Below are 16,846 nucleotides of genomic sequence, written 5' to 3'. Positions count from 1 at the left end.
GCGAATGGCTGAATTGAACAACACCGAACTCATCCGCCTGTCCGCAGCGCAACTGGCCGCCAAGTTGGCCGCGCGCGAGGTCACGTCCGTCGAGGTCACACAGGCCTACCTGGACCGCATCGCCGACGTTGACGGGCAGGTCAACGCCTTCCTGCACGTCAACAGTGAAGAAGCGCTCGCCGTCGCCGCCGAGGTTGACGCGATCCGCGCCGCCGGCGGTGCCGAGGCTGAAGCGCTGCACGAACTCGCCGGCGTACCCATCGCCGTCAAGGACCTTATTGTGACGATCGGGCAGCCCACCACGGCCGGCTCCAAGATCCTCGAGGGATGGCACAGCCCCTACGACGCCACCGTCATCAAGAAGCTGCGCGCAGCGAAGATGCCCATTCTGGGTAAGACCAACCTGGACGAATTCGCCATGGGTTCCTCCACGGAACACTCGGCGTACGGCCCCACCCGCAACCCTTGGGACCTGGACCGCATTCCCGGTGGCTCGGGCGGTGGCTCCGCTGCCGCCGTCGCGGCTTTCGAAGCTCCGCTGGCCCTCGGTACGGACACTGGTGGATCCATCCGCCAACCAGGCGCCGTCACCGGCACGGTTGGCATGAAGCCCACGTACGGCGCGGTTTCCCGCTACGGCGCTATCGCCATGGCGTCGTCGCTTGACCAGATCGGCCCCGTTTCGCGGACCGTGCTGGACTCGGCCCTCCTGCAGGAAGTCATCGGCGGGCACGATCCCTTCGACTCGACCTCGCTGACGGATCCTTTCGACACCCTTGTTGCCGCGGCGAAGACCGGCAATGTCACGGGCATGAAGATCGGCATCATCAAGGAACTCCACGGCGAGGGCTACCAGGCCGGCGTCGAGACCCGTTTCAACGAGTCCCTTGAGCTGCTCAAGGAGGCCGGCGCGGAAATCGTGGAGGTTTCCTGCCCCAACTTCAAGTACGCGCTGGGCGCCTACTACCTGATCATGCCGTCCGAGGTCTCCAGCAACCTGGCCAAGTTCGACGGCGTCCGCTACGGTCTGCGGGTCCTGCCCAAGGACGGCCCGATGACGATCGAACGCGTCATGGCGGCTACCCGCGCCGCCGGATTCGGCGATGAGGTCAAGCGCCGCATCATCCTGGGCACCTACGCCCTGAGCGCCGGCTACTACGACGCCTACTACGGCTCGGCCCAGAAGGTCCGCACGCTCATCCAGCGCGACTTCGACGCTGCGTTCGCCCAGGCGGACGTCCTGATTTCGCCTACGGCTCCCACCACGGCCTTCAAGCTGGGGGAGAAGCTGGACGATCCGCTCGCCATGTACCTCAATGACGTCGCTACCATCCCGGCGAACATGGCCGGTATCCCGGGCTTGTCCCTGCCGGGCGGCCTGGCTGACGAAGACGGACTGCCCGTAGGCATCCAACTGTTGGCTCCTGCCCGCGAGGATGCCCGCCTGTACCGCGTGGGTGCCGTCCTTGAATCCTTGCTCGAAGAGAAGTGGGGTGGCCCGCTGCTGGACCGCGCCCCCGTTCTCGGTTCCCGCTCCACCATCGCCGGAGGTTCCAACTGATGTCTACCGACGCCATCCTCAGCTTCGAAGAGGCCATGGAGAAGTACGATCCCGTCCTTGGCTTCGAGGTCCACGTGGAGCTCAACACCAAGACCAAGATGTTCTCCTCCGCACCCAACGTCTTCGGCGACGAGCCGAACACCAACGTCAACGAGGTTGACCTTGGCATGCCCGGCGTCCTGCCTGTGCTGAACAAGACGGCAGTGGAATCTTCCATCAAGATCGGCCTTGCCCTGAACTGCAAGATCGCCGAGTACTGCCGCTTCGCCCGGAAGAACTACTTCTACCCGGACACTCCCAAGAACTTCCAGACGTCCCAGTACGACGAGCCCATCGCGTACGACGGCTACCTGGACATCGAGCTCTCGGACGGCACCGTGTTCCGCGTCGAGATCGAGCGCGCGCACATGGAGGAAGACGCCGGCAAGCTCACCCACATGGGTGGCGCCACGGGCCGCATCCAGGGTGCCGACTACTCGCTGGTGGACTACAACCGTTCCGGTGTTCCGCTCGTGGAAATCGTTACCAAGCCGATCGAGGGCGCGGGCAGCCGTGCACCCGAGCTCGCCAAGGCGTACGTCGCCGCTGTCCGCGAGATCGTGAAGAACCTCGGGGTTTCCGACGCCAAGATGGAACGCGGCAACGTCCGTTGCGACGCCAACGTTTCGCTGCGCCCGCACGGCCGCGAACGGTTCGGCATCCGTTCGGAGACGAAGAACGTGAACTCGCTGCGCGCCGTCGAGCACGCTGTCCGTTACGAAATCCAGCGCCACGCCGCCGTCCTGGACTCCGGCGAGCCGGTCATCCAGGAAACGCGCCACTGGCACGAGGACACGCGCACGACGACGTCGGGCCGGGCAAAGTCCGACGCCGACGATTACCGCTACTTCCCTGAGCCGGACCTCGTTCCGGTCCTCGCGTCCCGTGAATGGGTGGAAGAACTCCGCGCCACGCTGCCCGAACCGCCCGCGGCCCGCCGCAAGCGGCTCCAGGCTGACTGGGGCTATTCGGACCTCGAGTTCCGCGATGTCGTGAACGCCGGCGTCATGGACTCCATCGAGGAAACCATCGCGGCCGGGGCCAGCGCCTCAGTGGCCCGCAAGTGGTGGATGGGCGAGATCGTCGGACGTGCCAAGACGGCCGACGTCGATCCCTCCGAGCTCGGCGTCACCTCCCAGACCATCGTCGAGCTCAACAAGCTCGTCGAGAGCGGCAAGATCAACAACAAGATGGCTTCCCAAGTGCTCGACGGCGTCCTCGCCGGCGAGGGCACTCCGGCCGAGATCGTCGAGAAGCGCGGCCTCGCCGTCGTGTCCGACGACGGCCCCCTGCTGGAAGCGATCGACGCCGCACTGGCGGCCCAGCCCGACGTCGCAGAGAAGATCCGCGGCGGCAAGCTTCAGGCCATCGGCGCGATCGTCGGCGGGGTCATGAAGGCCACTCGCGGTCAGGCCGACGCCGCCCGCGTGCGCGAGCTGATCCTGGAGAGGCTCGGCGTCGAAGGCTAGCGCACACGCGCCTCACCCAACTAGGTCGCAGTTAATGTCGTTATGCGCTTTCAAAACGACAACAACTGCGACCTAGTTGTGTCTGGATCCACAGCAGGCACACAGCTTAAAGGCACATTATGGAGTCATCAGTTCTTTGCGGCCCGCTCCTTACCGGTTCGGGGAGGAGCGGAGAAAGGATTCGGCCATGTCCACCATGACTCCGGGCCTTCGTAAGGCCCTCATCGCCGGCGGCATCGCCGTCGTACTGAGCGGCGGTGGTGTGGCCGCAGTCTGGGCTGCCGGCCAGATCATCCCTACGTACGTGTTGAGCGCGACGCCTACTAGCACGGCTTCGCCCGGAACAACGCCGCCCGCCACAACGCCGCCCGGTAACGCCAAGCATTTTCCCGTCCTGCCGCGCAGCTTCGCAGGCCCGGACATCCACGGTGAGTTCACCGTCAAGAACAAGGACGGCACGTTCACGACCATGGTGACGCAGCGTGGCACCGTGCAGTCGGTCAGCGATTCGAACATTTCCGTGAAGAGCGATGACGGCTTCACGCAGAGCTACGCGATCACATCGTCAACAAGCATCGTCAAGTTCCCTGCGGCAGGAACGGGTACGCAAGGCCGGAGGCCATCCCTTCAGACCATCAAGGCTACTGACCTGAAAGCGGGCGACACCGTTGCAGTCTCCGGTACGAAGAGCGGCACCACAGTGACCGCCAACCGCATCATTGCAGGTACCGTGCCGGCGATGCTTGATGGCGGCGGACGTCGGCTGGGCTACGGAGGCAGCGTCTAGGAAGCGGCCGCCGCGAGCACTCCACCATGCGTGCGCGCCAAATCTGAAGCAACTTTTCCACGACGACGCCGGGAGCAGAGTCCCGCTGGGACGCTTGCTCTTGGTTCTGTCGCGCACGCGGCCGTGTCCGCAATTCTCGCGTCTTATGACGAAATCTGATCTTCCGGTCAAGTTTCAATCATGATCTTGCAAAAGAGATGGGCGTCACTTATGGTTTGTTAAACGGTTAACGAGCGTGGTCGCCATCACATGGCCATCCAAAACGTTGCCCCGGTTCCCAGCGAACCCACCACGCGCCACCAAGACACGAGGAGAACGCATGAACTCGACGACGGAAGAAGCCCCGGCCCTGCCGGAGGCAGACCGCGTCCCGGCCCATGCCGAAGGGAAGCGGCTGGGCAGAGACAGGCTGAATCGGAACAAGCCTCCCGTTCCTACGGCGCAGTCTTTCAGGTCCCGCCTGCGCCGCGACAAGCAGATGCTCCTGATGATGCTCCCGGGCATCGCGTTCCTGCTGTTGTTCTTCTACGTTCCCATCCTGGGCAACGTGATCGCGTTCCAGGACTACCAGCCCTACCTCGGTATAGGCGACAGCCTCTGGGTAGGTTTGCAGAACTTCGTTGATCTGTTCGGCAACCCGGACTTCGTCCACGCCTTCTGGAACACCCTCTACCTGGCCGTCTGGCAACTGGTCTTCCTGTTCCCGGTGCCCCTGGTGTTGGCGTTGATCGTGGACTCGCTGGTGAGCGCCCGGGTGCGGAAGGTATTCCAGAGCATCGCCTACCTGCCGCACTTCCTGTCCTGGGTGCTGGTCATCGCCTTCTTCCAGCAGATGCTCGGCGGCGCGGGGTTTGTGAACAACACCTTGCGGCAGTTCGGCATGGAAGCCGTGCCATTCATGACCAACCCCGAGTCTTTCCCTGTCCTGGTGGTCGCTCAGATGATCTGGAAGGACGCCGGTTGGGCCATGATCATCTTCCTGGCCGCTCTCGCCAGCATCGATGCCTCGCTGTATGAAGCGGCAGCGGCCGACGGCGCAGGCCGTTGGCGGCGCATGTGGCACATCACGCTCCCAGGGCTCCGTCCTGTCATAGTCCTGCTGCTCATCTTGCGGATCGGCGACATCCTTTCGGTGGGCTTCGAACAGTTCATCCTGCAACGCGACGCAGTCGGGGCCGGAGCCGCGGAAGTCCTGGACACCTTCACGTATTACACCGGCGTCATCGGCGGCGGATGGAGTTCCGGCGCTGCCGCCGGACTCGCCAAGGGAGTGGTCAGCGCCCTGCTGATCTATGCCGCCAACAAGCTTGCCCACCGCTTCGGCGAAGACGGAATTTTTGCAAAGCGCGCGGGCTAGCCCGGGCTATTCCCCGCTGGTCCGGATTTCGCACGAGGAGAACACTATGGCAACCACACTGACCGCCACAAAGACCCTTGCCGCCCGCAAGGTCAAGGAACTGAGCTACAACCCCAAGCGGCCCGTCTGGAAAGAGCGGCCTTCGCCCCTCTACCAAACCATCAAGGCGCTGGTCCTGATTGTCTTCAGCGTCTCCATCCTGACGCCCATTCTGTTGGTCGTGTCCACCTCCTTGGCGGACAACGATCAGCTAATGCGGGCGGGTGGATTCGTCCTCTGGCCTGAGCGGCCAACCCTGGACGCCTACGTCACCATCTTCAAGGGCCCCATGGTCATCCAGTCACTCGGGGTGTCCCTGTTTGTCACCGCCATTGGCACGGTCCTGGCGCTTTTCGTCACCATCACCATGGCCTACGCCACCAGCCGAACCGTGCTGTTTGGCCGGCCGGTGATCCTCGCGGTGCTGTTTACGCTGCTTTTTGCCCCCGGGCTCATCCCATCGTTCCTGATGATCCGCCAGCTGAACCTCTTGGATTCCTTGTGGTCGCTGATTCTGCCCGGCATTTTCGGGGCCTTCAACTTCGTGGTCATGAGGTCCTTCTTCATGAACATCCCCGGTGAACTGATCGAGAGTGCGCGGATCGACGGCGCCACCGACTGGCAGATCCTGTGGCGCATCGTGATGCCGCTGTCCAAAGCCGTGATCGCCGTCGTCGGGCTGTTCTATGCGGTGGGTTTCTGGAACTCATTCTTCAACGCGCTGCTCTACATCAACGATCACAGCAAGTGGCCTATCCAGTTGCTCCTGCGCAACTTCGTCGTGCAGGGCAGCGGCGCCGCGGACCAGCTGGGAATCACCACAGCGCCGCCACCACAATCCATCCAGATGGCCGTAGTGGTGGTGGCACTGGTCCCCATCCTCATGGTCTACCCGTTCCTGCAGAAGCACTTCGCCAAGGGCGTCATTACCGGCGCGGTCAAGGGCTAGCGCCGCGAGCCTGGCGCCAGCCAAACCACCACACTGCACCACCCACACCACCTCAGAAAGGGTTCTGCCATGACCAGTACCATCCCAGGCACTTCCGGCGTCAGCCGGCGCGGATTCCTCGGCCTCGCCGGGTTGAGCGTCGCTACCGTTGGGCTCGCCGCTTGTGGCGGGGGAGCCGGCGGGGCCGGAAACGGGGGCGCCGCTGCCTCTGCTTCCGTCAAACTGCCGACGTACAAGGAGTTCACCGGCCTGACCCCGGACCTCCCTGGCAACGCCAAGGGCTTGCAGTCCGCCTACTTCAAGCTCCCCACACCGGTGCAATCCGTCACCTCCGCCCCGCTCAAGGGCAAGGTCACCGGCCTGACGGAGACCTTCGACACGATGAGCCCGGGCATGAGGGACAACGCCTTCTGGCAACGCCTCAATGCCAAGCTCGGCGGAGACCTGGAGCTGCAGATTGCCGAGGACATCGGTGACGGCTACCCCGCCAAGTTCGCCACCGTCCTGGCCAGCAACGATCTCCCGGACATGATGTGGGTTCCGCCGAACCAGGGAATCCCCAATGTCGGTCCGATGCTCGAAGCCAAGTTCCAGGACCTCACCAAGCACCTCTCCGGCGATGCGGTGCTTGAGTACCCCAACCTCGCGGCGCTCAAGCCGGACTCCTGGAAGACCGCCGTCGTGAACGGCAAGATCTGGGGTGCTCCGATCCCGAGCACTCCCTTCGGCCAGGTCTACCTCGGCAACCACGCAACCTGGGACAAAGTAGGCGGATTCAACGCCGGCAATGCGGAGGAGTTCCTGGCGAAAGCCAAGGAAATCACGCGTCCGGGGGAGCAGCGTTACGCCCTTGAACCGGCGTACATCAATGCCCTGCACATGGTCGCCGAGTGGTTCGGCGCCCCGAACGGTTGGGCCGTGGGCAAGGACCGGACCCTGAAGCATCTGTATGAAACGGATGCCTACGCGGCCGGCGTCGAGTTCACCGCGAAGATGTTTGCCGCTGGAGTCTTCTACCCGGACACGAAAGCCACGGACATCCGCAACCGGGTGGTCAACGGCACAGTCGGCGCACAGGTCATCGTCGGTCCGCACGGCATGCGCCAGTACCGGGCCCTGAGCGAAACGGCGAAGTTCGACATCCTGGTGCCGTTCAGCGCGGACGGAAAAGCCAAGCCGACGTACGACATGGGCTATGGCACGGTCGGATTCACGCCATTCAAGAAGGCAGACGAAAGCAAGATCCGCGAACTGCTGTCCCTGATCAACTACTTGTCCGCCCCGTTCGGCACCGTCGAGTACATGCAGAAGAACTACGGCGAGCTCGGCAAGGACTACACCCTGGACCAGAAGGGCAGCCCGCAGATGACCGAGTCCGGAAATACCAACATCCCCGGACTTGCCTCGGCGTTGAACATCATGTCGAGCCCCGAAAACGTCATCTTCAACCCGGGCTTCGACGAGGACACCAAGTACATCATCCAGCAGGAGCAGAAACTCCTGGACCTGGCGTGGCGCAATCCGACCAACGGCACCTACTCGGACACCAACTCCAAGGTCGGGGCGAAAATCCAGGCGCCATTCCGGGACAAGGTGGTGGACATCATCACCGGACGCGCCAAGATGGACGAATTGAAGGACGCGCTGAAGCGCTGGAAGTCCGACGGCGGCGACAAGATCCGGGACGAGTACCAGGCGGCATTGCCGTCCGACGTCCCGGTCTTCGGCGCCTGACGGGGCCACACTTCTAGAATGATCGCCAGCGGTGGCGGCACACGTGCCGCCACCGCCGAAGAAGGGGAGACATGGTCAAGGCCACGGGCGCCGGAGTGCGTCCCACTATCCGCATGGTTGCGGCGGAGGCAGGGGTCTCCACGGCCACGGTGTCCTATGTGATGTCAGGACGCAGGGGCGAGGGCGGGCCCGGCGTGTCCGATTCCACCGTGGAGAGGGTGAAGTCGGCCGCTGAACGGCTCGGCTACCACCCCAACCAGGCGGCCCGGGCCATCCGTACCGGAAGGACCAACACGGTCATTCTCTCCCTGACAATGCTCTCCGATCCGTGGTCCTTGTCCGTGATCGAAGCCGTGCAGCGAGCCGCCGCCCCCCTGGGCATCACACCCCTGATCCTCGGCGACGCAGATTGGGCCAGGGTCCTGCAAAGCCATGACGCCGACGCAGTGTTCGTTGACGCCGTACGCGAACAGGACCGGGGCGTCCTCGAGGAACTGGCCGGACGCGGCACCACCCTGGTGGTTTTCGACGAGGTCCTCGAGCCTGCCGGTTTCGATGTCATTCGATCCGTTGCTGGTCCCGGCTGCAAGCTTGCCGTGGAGCATCTCCTGAACGGCCACCGCGAGGTGGCGTGCCTGGTGCCCTCGGGTGCCGGGCGGCCCTTGGGCGGCCCGCGGTACCGCGCCTACACCTCGGCGCTGGAAGAGGCCGGTATCCCCTTGAACGAGGACTTCGTGGGAACCTTCGACGGCACCACGCTCGGTGCCTATGCCGCTACCATGCGCCTGCTCAGCCTGAAGGACAGGCCCACCGCGGTCTACGCGGTGACGGACTTTGCCGCCGTCAGTGCCATCAACGCCGCACAGCGCCTTGGACTGACCGTCGGCCTGGACGTGGACATCATCGGTGTCGGCAACACCATTGAGGGCGAGCGGATGTCGCCCTCCCTCAGCACAGTGGGTCCGGTGGACTTCTTCGACCGGATTGCGCGGCTTCTCCTGAAACGAGCCGTCGACGGCGGTGCTTCCCGCGGCGGAGCAGCTTCCGGTCCTACGGTCATGGACTTCCCGTGGCAATTGTTCGTGCGGGAATCGGCACCGCATCGAACTTCCACAACACGACTTTTTTGAGAACCAACAGAAGGATTCACCAGCAAATGGAAACGGTTGACATGAAGATTGGCTTGGTGGGCTTCGGCCTGCGCTCGGGGCTGTGGCGCCACGCGCATAAGCCGGGCCAAGGCTCGGAAGTCACCATTGTGTGCGACACGAGCGAACGTGGCCGCGCGGATGCGGCCGAACGGATCCCCACGGCCCGCGTTACGGCCGATCTCGAGGAGCTCCTGAACAGCGGCATCGACGCCGTCCTGGTCCTGACTCCGGACAACCAGCACGCCGCCGTCGCGGTCCGTACCCTCAAGGCAGGAATCCCGACTTTCTGCGAGAAGCCCCTTGACATCACCATCGAGGCCGCGGACCGGACCCTGCGGACCGCGCACGAAACCGGCACTAGGCTCTACGTCGGCCACAACATGCGGCACATGCCCGTGGTGGTCCAAATGCGCGAGCTCATTGAGGAAGGCAGGATCGGCGAGGTCAAGGCCGTGTGGTGTCGGCACTTCGTGGGCCACGGCGGAGACTACTACTTCAAGGACTGGCACTCCGAGCGCAAGAACGTCACCTCGCTTTTGCTGCAGAAGGGGGCGCATGACATCGACGTCATCCACTGGCTCGCCAAGGGGTACACCAGGCGCGTGTCCGCCGTCGGGGATTTGGCCGTCTACGGCTCGGTGTCGGGGCGCAGCGACAACAGCGGCAAGCGCATGGGTGACTGGTTTTCGATCGACAACTGGCCGCCAACCGAGCAGCAGGACCTCGCGGAGGCCATCGACGTCGAGGATATTTCCATGATGAACATGGTCCTCGACAACGGTGTTCTGGCGTCCTACCAGCAGTGCCATTTCACGCCGGATTACTGGCGAAACTACACCGTGATCGGGACGAAGGGCAGGATCGAGAACTTCGGAGACGGTCCCGGCGAACTGATCAAGGTCTGGACCACGCGGACGCAGGGTTTCGCGGAGCCCGATGACGTGATCGTGATCCGGGACGGCGAAGGCGGCCACGGCGGCGCCGATCCACGCCTGATCGCCGAATTCCTCCGCTTCGCGGCAGAGGGTGGACAGACCCAGACCAACCCGATTGCGGCCCGCCAGGCCGTCGCGGCCGGCGTCCTGGCCACAGAGTCGTTGCGCGGCGACGGTTCCGCCCGCGAAATTCCGGCCCTGCCACAGGACCTCGTGGAGTATTTCGAAGCCGGCCAGCCTGCCTTGGTGCCCAAGTAATCCCCACCACCACCCTTGCCTCGCAAGCTCGGCCAGGGAACCCTGGCGGCGTGGGCCCACGCAGTTGTTGTCGTTATACGGCCTCATAACGACAACAACTGCCTGCCAGTTGGGCTAAGTAGACCCGGCGAGTTCGGTCATGACGGTCTGGAGCGCTTCGCAGACCGTTATGACCGATTTCCGCTTCAGGGTTTCCGGCCTTGCCAGGATGTCGATTTTCCGCACGGAATTGACCCCGGCCAGCGGACGCAGGACCACCCCCGCATCCAGCACGCGCCGGGCAGTGAACCGGGGAGCAAACCAATCGCCCCACCGGCTGCCACGAGCGAGGCCACTGTGGAGTAGTCGTTGATGCGGTGGAGGACGTCCGCGGGGCGCCCGCTGACGGCGACGACGGCGGCCAGCACGTCTGCGGGGGAGTAGCCTGCGCGGCTGGTCACCCAAGTCTGCCCGACGACGTCGGCCGGCCTGAGTTCGCGGCGTGCGGCTAGCGGGTGCCCGGCGGGCAACGCGACGTCGAGCGGTTCGTCGGCGAGCGGGATCACAGCCACCTTGTCGGTGGGCCACTCCGGACTGTTCTCCATCCGATGCGCGAGGACGAGGTCGTACCGCGCCGCGAGTCCGGGAAAGTCCTCTTGTGCGACGTCCTCGTCGGCGAGTTTCAAGCGGGGGACGCCGCGTTCCGCACCCGCGCTGCCGGCAGTGGCGAGCAAGGCCGCAAGCGGAGCGAACAGGGCCTGCCCCGCACTGTGGAAGGCGCTCACGGTCACGGTGGCACCCGGGGAGTCGTGGTAAGCGCCGATCGCAGCCCGGGCGTCGGCGAGCGCGTTCACGACGGCGGCTCCGGCGTCGGCGAGAACCCTGCCCGCATCCGTGAGCACCAAGGCCCGGCCCTCCTTGCGCGTCAGGGGCACGTCGACGGACTTCTGCAGGAGCGCGAGCTGTTGGGAGACGGCAGACGGTGTGACCATGAGGGTCTCTGCTACGGCCTTGACACTGCCGAGATCTCCTAGTTCCCTGAGCATCTGGAGCTGGTGTACTTCCATTTAGTAAATGCTAAATCGTTGATTGAGAAAAACCTAGTTGTGCTAAACCGTTCGTGGGGCTTCAATGAAGTGAAACGGCACACAAACGGCCCACCCCCTGAGTTAGGAAGACCCATGAAGGCTCTCTACAAGTCCGGAGCACACGCCGGTTTTGAACTCGTCGAACGTCCCGAGCCGGAGGCCGGCCCCAGCGACGTCAAGATCCGCGTCATGACTACCGGTATTTGCGGAACGGACCTGCACATCCAGTCCTGGGACGCCTGGGCACAGGGCATCATCGAGGCGCCGCTGATTGCGGGCCACGAGTTCTACGGCGAAGTGGTGGCCGTGGGAGAGGACGTCCGCGACGTCAAGGTCGGCGACCGCGTTTCCGGTGAAGGCCACGTGGTCTGCGGAATCTGCCGCAATTGCCGCGCCGGGCGCCGGCAGATGTGCATCCACACGGTGTCCGTCGGCGTGCAGCGGGATGGCGCCTTCGCCGAATACGTCGTCATCCCGGAGACCAATGTCTGGGTCCACCACGATCCCTCCGTCACCCCGGAGCTCGGCGCCATCTTCGACCCCTTCGGCAACGCCGTCCACACCGCCCTGAGCTTCCCGCTGGTCGGCGAGGATGTGCTCATCACCGGTGCGGGACCCATCGGACTCATGGCAATCGCCGTCGCGCGCCACGCCGGTGCCCGCAAGATTGCCATCACTGACGTGTCCGCCCCGCGGCTTGAGCTGGCCCGGAAGATGGGCGTTGACCTCGCCGTGGATGTCTCCAAAATGCGCGTCAAGGATGCCCAGCGCGAGCTTGGCATGCGCGAAGGATTCGACATCGGCCTGGAAATGTCCGGGCATCCCACGGCCCTGCCTGAGATGATCAACAACATGAACCACGGCGGACGCATCGCCATGCTTGGCTTGCCCAGCCAGTCCATCGACATCGACTGGGCCAAAGTGGTCACCCACATGCTGACCCTCAAGGGCATCTACGGCCGCGAGATGTACGAGACCTGGTACGCCATGAGTGCCATGCTGTCCTCCAATCCCATACTGCACCGCAACATTTCCGCCGTCGTGACGGACAAGCTGTCCGCTACCGACTGGGAAAAGGGCTTCGAGATCGCTCGTGCCGGCTCAGGCGGCAAGGTAGTCCTCGACTGGACCGAAATCTAAGACGCCGTAAAGTCCTCCCCAAGACCCAGTACCAGGAGCCACCAATGTACTCAAGCATCAAAGACCAGCTGCAGGGCGAGCTGGAAGAGATCCGCGCTGCGGGACTCTTCAAGACCGAACGCCACATTGACTCGCCGCAGGCCAGCCACATCTCGGCCGGCCAGCTCGGCCAGCCCGCCAATACCGTCTTGAACTTCTGCGCCAACAACTACCTTGGACTGGCGGACCACCCGGACATCATTGCCGCCGCCAAGGCCGCCATGGACGAGCGCGGCTTCGGCATGGCCTCCGTCCGTTTCATCTGTGGCACCCAGGACCTGCACCTTGAGCTGGAAGCCCGGGTCTCCGAGTTCCTGGGAACCGAGGACACCATCCTGTTCTCCAGCTGTTTCGACGCCAACGGGGAGTGTTCGAGTCCCTGTTCGGGCCTGAGGACGCCATCATCTCGGATTCCCTGAACCACGCCTCCATCATCGACGGCATCCGGCTCAGCAAGGCCAAGCGCTTCCGCTACGCCAACCGGGACATGGCCGATCTCGAAGCCAAACTGCTTGAGGCCGCGGGTTCCCGCCGCAAGATCATTGTGACGGACGGGGTCTTCTCCATGGACGGTTACCTCGCCCCGCTTGCGGCCGTCTGCGATCTCGCGGAAAAGCACGACGCACTGGTCATGGTGGACGACTCCCACGCCGTCGGCTTCATGGGAGCCACCGGCGCCGGAACCCCGGAACACGCAGGCGTCTCCGGCAGGGTCGATATTTACACCGGCACGTTCGGCAAGGCCCTCGGCGGCGCTTCCGGCGGTTACGTTTCCGGCCGCCGCGAAATCGTCGCCATGCTGCGTCAGAAGGCCCGCCCGTACCTGTTCTCCAACTCCTTGGCGCCGGCAATCGTTGCAGCCACCATCAAGGCCATTGAACTCGTCCAGGGCTCCGGCGAGCTCCGCTCCAGGCTCTTTGACAACGCCGCCCTGTTCCGCCGTCGCATGAGCGAGGAAGGCTTCGAACTCCTCGACGGCGAACATGCCATCATTCCGGTGATGTTCGGCGACGCCGTGGTGGCCGCGAAGGTAGCCGACGAAATGCTCCACCACGGAGTCTTCGTCACGGCATTCAGTTATCCCGTGGTACCCAAGGGAGCCGCCCGGATCCGTGTGCAGCTCTCGGCAGCGCACAGCTCCGAGGACGTCGAGGCGTGTGTCCAGGCCTTCGTGAAGAGCCGCGCCGCCGCGGGGCTCTGAGTTCCGATGATCCTCACCATCCTGGGCGGCGGGGGATTCCGGGTTCCCTTGGTCTATTCGGCACTGCTGGCGGACTATGAACCGGGCCGCGTCACGGAACTCAGGCTGTTCGACGCCGACCCCGCGCGCCTAGGCGTGATGGCCAGGGTCCTCGCCGACATGGCCGAGGGGGTGCCGGATGCGCCGGCAGTCCGCAGGTTCACGGAGTTGTCGGAGGCGCTTCCGGGCACGGACTTCATCTTTTCCGCCATTCGGGTAGGTGGTTTGGAGGGACGCGCCGCCGATGAGCGGATTGCGCTCGAGCATGGGGTCATCGGGCAGGAGACCGTGGGCGCCGGGGGAATTTCCTACGCTCTCAGGACCATTCCGGTTGTCCTGGACATTGCCGAGGCGGTGAAGAAGCATGCCTCGGACGCCTGGTTCATCAACTTCACCAATCCGGCGGGCGTCATCACCGAGGTCATGATGGGAGTCCTTGGCCGCAAAGTGGTGGGGATCTGCGATTCGCCGGTGGGGCTGGCCCGGCGCGCCTTGAGTGCGGCCGGAATCCACCGCGGCGCCATGGCCTTCCGCGATGGATCCGTGGGGATCGACTACATCGGGCTGAACCACCTGGGCTGGCTGCGTGGGCTAGTGGTTGACGGTGAGGACGTCTTGCCGCGCCTCCTGGCCGACCCGGACGCCATCGAGTCCTTTGAAGAGGGCCGGTTGTTCGGCGCGCCGTGGATTCAGGCCCTTGGCGCGGTTCCCAACGAGTATCTGCACTACTACTACTTCACGCGCGAAGCGCTCGACGCCGATCGACGCGCCGCGAGCAGCCGCGGCGCTTACTTGGCGCGGCAGCAATCGTCGTTTTACGGCGGGCTAGGGGAAGCGAACGACGGCGGTGCGGGGCCAACTTTGCGGGAGCCTTCCTCGAAGGCTGCCCTGCGGCTCTGGGAGAAGACCAAGCTGGATCGCGAAGAGACGTATATGCAGAGCAACAGGGACGCGGCCGGTACCTTCGAACGCGACGCCGCGGACCTGGTGTCCGGCGGCTACGAGACCGTTGCCCTGGGCATTATGCGGGCCATCAGCCAGGGGGAAACTGCGCGCCTGATCCTGAACGTCCCAAATAACGGCACCTTGGCTGAGCTCGACGCCGACGCCGTCGTCGAGGCACCCTGCTTGGTGGATGCCGGTGGAGTCCGCTTGCTCCCGGCGAAGGCCTTGCCGGACTACGCCCGGGGACTCGTCATCAACGCAAAGGCCGTGGAACGCGCCACAATCGACGCTGCGCTCACCGGTTCCCGGCGCTCGGCCTACAAGGCGCTGGCCATGAACCCCTTGGTGGACTCGGTCAGAGTGGCGCAAGAGCTTTTGGATAGCTACATCAGCCACTTCAGTCAGCTCCAATACCTGCGCTGAACCCCCAAAGCCCTGTCCCGGGAAGGGCCAGAGGCCTAGGATCGGCAGCATGGACAAAGATGCAGCACAACCTCGCACCGAGGTGTTGGATTCCCAGCAATGCTGGAGTCTCTTGAGGGGCGTGTCCGTCGGCCGGCTGGCGGTGTGGCTTGGAGACCACCCCGACATTTTCCCCATCAACTACGCCGTGGACCAGGGGACGGTTGTCTTCAGAACCGGGGCGGGCACCAAGCTCACCGCAGCCATGGGCGAATTCCCGGTGGCCATGGAGGTGGACGGCGTCGATGCGAACACCGGAGTCGCATGGAGGGTCGTGCTCCATGGCAAAGCAGCGCCCGTCAAACAGATCGACGACGTCGTCAACTCGTTCTCGCTGCCCCTGTTTCCGTGGGAAGCCGGCCGGAAGGACCACTTCGTCCGGATTCCGGCGGACTCGATCTCGGGACGGCGCTTCACAGTCACGGAGCCGCTGACCTGGTGGACGCCGTACAGCGGGATTAAGCCGTCCGCGGTGGAGTAGTGCGGCTGGACGCCCGCAACCGCTCCCCTCGCAACTGATCCTCTCGCAACTGCTCCCCTCGCGTCCGAGCCTCCGCGCTGACAGGATGGAGGGATGGCTGCAAACTATGACGTGGTAATTGTCGGAGGCGGCATCGCCGGATTGTCCCTGGCCTCGGCGCTGGCCGGTCACTGTTCGGTGGCCCTCGTGGAGGCCGAACAAACGCTGGCCTACCACACGTCGTCCCGCTCGGCCCGGCAGCTGATTCCGAGCTACGGACCCGCCGTCGTGCAGGAACTCACCGTCCGAACTCTGGAACTGTTGGCGGCCCGCGACGCCGTGTTGCCGGTGCCGGTGCTGGCCCCGCGCTCGTTCATGTTGGTGGGCGACGAAGCAACGGTCAAGGCAGAGGCCAGTGGCCATATGCATGCCATCACGCACGCCGAAGCCCTTGAACTGTGCCCGGCCCTCAACCCGGAGTCCTTCACTGCCGCAGGTCTGGATACCGGATCATTCGCCTGCAATGCGCCCGTGTTGCTGGAGGACCATCGGCAACGTGCCGAAGCCGGGGGAGCGGACATCATCACCGGCGCCCGGGTCCATTCGGCCCAACGCCTGGGCTCTGGCTGGCAACTGGGCGCCGGGCTGGAAGGCTTCCAGTCCGCCGTCGTCGTCAACGCCGCCGGTGCCTGGGCGGACGAACTCGCGGTGCTCAGCGGGGTGGAAAAGCTGGGCTTGCAGCCGTTCCGCCGCACGGCGGCGATTGTCGACGTCGAACGCCCCCTTCCGCCGGGAAGCCCCATGGTGGCGGCAGCGGATGATTCCTACTATTTCCGGCCGGAAGGCGGGCAGGTGCTTATTTCGCCGTCGGAGACGGTGCCGAGCGGCCCGGAAGACGCGCAGCCGCGGCCGGGGGACGTGGAAGAGCTCGTTGCCCGGCTGAACTCGCTGACATCAATGGGCATTCGCTCCGTGGCCAAGGCCTGGACCGGATTGCGCACGGAGGCCGCCGACGGCGTCCCGGTGGTGGGTTTCGATGCCGAGGCTCCCGGCTTCTTCTGGCTCGCGGGCCAAGGCGGCTATGGTTTCCAGACTTCCTCGGCCATTGCCGAGCTGGCGGCCGCCGAGATCCTGGGCTCCATATCCGGCGTCAGTCCGGTATCCCGGACACCTAGGGAGCTTGCCGCTGCCCGTTGGTCCATCCGCCGTTGAAC

At 64.5% G+C, this 16,846-nt stretch carries 12 protein-coding genes and 2 pseudogenes; 13 read left to right on the top strand and 1 reads right to left on the bottom strand.

Translation table 11 applies throughout. The annotated features are described in order from the left end of the window. The first annotated feature begins 4 nt into the window (after nt 1-4). From gatA to OW521_RS05325, 8 genes are all read left to right on the top strand, one after another. Nucleotides 5-1,561 carry an Asp-tRNA(Asn)/Glu-tRNA(Gln) amidotransferase subunit GatA gene (gatA, locus tag OW521_RS05360; protein ID WP_268023566.1) on the top strand — a complete coding sequence of 519 codons (1,557 nt, stop codon included), beginning with the start codon at nt 5-7 and terminating at the stop codon, nt 1,559-1,561. Further along, a complete protein-coding gene (gene gatB / locus OW521_RS05355; RefSeq protein WP_268023564.1) occupies nt 1,561-3,069 on the top strand; it encodes an Asp-tRNA(Asn)/Glu-tRNA(Gln) amidotransferase subunit GatB in 1,509 nt (502 codons plus the stop codon). The genes gatA and gatB overlap by 1 nt, the downstream gene beginning before the upstream one ends. Nucleotides 3,070-3,256: 187 nt before the next feature. Beyond that, nucleotides 3,257-3,856, top strand: coding sequence for a hypothetical protein (locus OW521_RS05350; RefSeq protein ID WP_268023562.1), 600 nt, complete (start codon nt 3,257-3,259; stop codon nt 3,854-3,856). 319 nt (nt 3,857-4,175) lie between these two features. Beyond that, nucleotides 4,176-5,213 carry an ABC transporter permease gene (locus OW521_RS05345; protein ID WP_268023560.1) on the top strand — a complete coding sequence of 346 codons (1,038 nt, stop codon included), beginning with the start codon at nt 4,176-4,178 and terminating at the stop codon, nt 5,211-5,213. Between the two features lie 46 nt (nt 5,214-5,259). Then, nucleotides 5,260-6,201: a carbohydrate ABC transporter permease gene (locus OW521_RS05340; protein ID WP_268023559.1), complete on the top strand. Its 942-nt coding sequence runs from the start codon at nt 5,260-5,262 to the stop codon at nt 6,199-6,201. Between the two features lie 69 nt (nt 6,202-6,270). Next, nucleotides 6,271-7,935 (top strand): sugar ABC transporter substrate-binding protein, encoded by a 1,665-nt coding sequence (locus OW521_RS05335; protein WP_268023558.1) that lies wholly within the window; start codon nt 6,271-6,273, stop codon nt 7,933-7,935. Nucleotides 7,936-8,006: 71 nt separating this feature from the next. Further along, the gene (locus OW521_RS05330) at nt 8,007-9,065 is read left to right on the top strand and encodes a LacI family DNA-binding transcriptional regulator (protein WP_268023556.1); all 1,059 of its coding nucleotides are present in this window, start codon (nt 8,007-8,009) and stop codon (nt 9,063-9,065) included. A 26-nt stretch (nt 9,066-9,091) separates the two neighbouring features. After that, nucleotides 9,092-10,279 carry a Gfo/Idh/MocA family protein gene (locus tag OW521_RS05325; protein WP_268023555.1) on the top strand — a complete coding sequence of 396 codons (1,188 nt, stop codon included), beginning with the start codon at nt 9,092-9,094 and terminating at the stop codon, nt 10,277-10,279. 114 nt (nt 10,280-10,393) lie between these two features. On the opposite strand, the pseudogene OW521_RS05320 reads toward OW521_RS05325, so the two are convergent. After that, nucleotides 10,394-11,325 (bottom strand): annotated as a pseudogene (locus OW521_RS05320) (LysR family transcriptional regulator). Between the two features lie 114 nt (nt 11,326-11,439). Between OW521_RS05320 and tdh the strand changes: the two are divergent. The 5 genes and pseudogenes from tdh (at nt 11,440) to OW521_RS05295 (ending at nt 16,844) form a co-directional block, all read left to right on the top strand. After that, a complete protein-coding gene (tdh, locus tag OW521_RS05315) occupies nt 11,440-12,486 on the top strand; it encodes an L-threonine 3-dehydrogenase (RefSeq protein ID WP_268023554.1) in 1,047 nt (348 codons plus the stop codon). A 44-nt stretch (nt 12,487-12,530) separates the two neighbouring features. Further along, a pseudogene (locus tag OW521_RS05310) lies at nt 12,531-13,726 on the top strand (glycine C-acetyltransferase). 6 nt (nt 13,727-13,732) lie between these two features. After that, nucleotides 13,733-15,133 carry a 6-phospho-beta-glucosidase gene (locus OW521_RS05305; RefSeq protein ID WP_268023553.1) on the top strand — a complete coding sequence of 467 codons (1,401 nt, stop codon included), beginning with the start codon at nt 13,733-13,735 and terminating at the stop codon, nt 15,131-15,133. A gap of 49 nt (nt 15,134-15,182) precedes the next feature. Beyond that, complete coding sequence (locus OW521_RS05300; protein ID WP_268023551.1) at nt 15,183-15,653, top strand: pyridoxamine 5'-phosphate oxidase family protein; 471 nt, start codon at nt 15,183-15,185, stop codon at nt 15,651-15,653. Between the two features lie 93 nt (nt 15,654-15,746). Then, on the top strand, nt 15,747-16,844 hold the full coding sequence (locus OW521_RS05295) for an NAD(P)/FAD-dependent oxidoreductase (RefSeq protein WP_268023550.1): 1,098 nt from the start codon (nt 15,747-15,749) through the stop codon (nt 16,842-16,844). Nucleotides 16,845-16,846 lie beyond the last annotated feature (2 nt).

This window comes from Arthrobacter sp. MMS18-M83 (genome assembly GCF_026683955.1).
GTDB lineage: Bacteria > Actinomycetota > Actinomycetes > Actinomycetales > Micrococcaceae > Arthrobacter.
This window is presented reverse-complemented; position numbering and strand designations above follow the sequence as displayed.

Bases quoted from the DNA above. Each gene is read 5' to 3' on its own strand.
- gatA (WP_268023566.1), top strand. From the start codon at position 5: ATGGCTGAATTGAACAACACCGAACTCATCCGCCTGTCCGCAGCGCAA.
- gatB (WP_268023564.1), top strand. From the start codon at position 1,561: ATGTCTACCGACGCCATCCTCAGCTTCGAAGAGGCCATGGAGAAGTAC.
- OW521_RS05350 (WP_268023562.1), top strand. From the start codon at position 3,257: ATGTCCACCATGACTCCGGGCCTTCGTAAGGCCCTCATCGCCGGCGGC.
- OW521_RS05345 (WP_268023560.1), top strand. From the start codon at position 4,176: ATGAACTCGACGACGGAAGAAGCCCCGGCCCTGCCGGAGGCAGACCGC.
- OW521_RS05340 (WP_268023559.1), top strand. From the start codon at position 5,260: ATGGCAACCACACTGACCGCCACAAAGACCCTTGCCGCCCGCAAGGTC.
- OW521_RS05335 (WP_268023558.1), top strand. From the start codon at position 6,271: ATGACCAGTACCATCCCAGGCACTTCCGGCGTCAGCCGGCGCGGATTC.
- OW521_RS05330 (WP_268023556.1), top strand. From the start codon at position 8,007: ATGGTCAAGGCCACGGGCGCCGGAGTGCGTCCCACTATCCGCATGGTT.
- OW521_RS05325 (WP_268023555.1), top strand. From the start codon at position 9,092: ATGGAAACGGTTGACATGAAGATTGGCTTGGTGGGCTTCGGCCTGCGC.
- tdh (WP_268023554.1), top strand. From the start codon at position 11,440: ATGAAGGCTCTCTACAAGTCCGGAGCACACGCCGGTTTTGAACTCGTC.
- OW521_RS05305 (WP_268023553.1), top strand. From the start codon at position 13,733: ATGATCCTCACCATCCTGGGCGGCGGGGGATTCCGGGTTCCCTTGGTC.
- OW521_RS05300 (WP_268023551.1), top strand. From the start codon at position 15,183: ATGGACAAAGATGCAGCACAACCTCGCACCGAGGTGTTGGATTCCCAG.
- OW521_RS05295 (WP_268023550.1), top strand. From the start codon at position 15,747: ATGGCTGCAAACTATGACGTGGTAATTGTCGGAGGCGGCATCGCCGGA.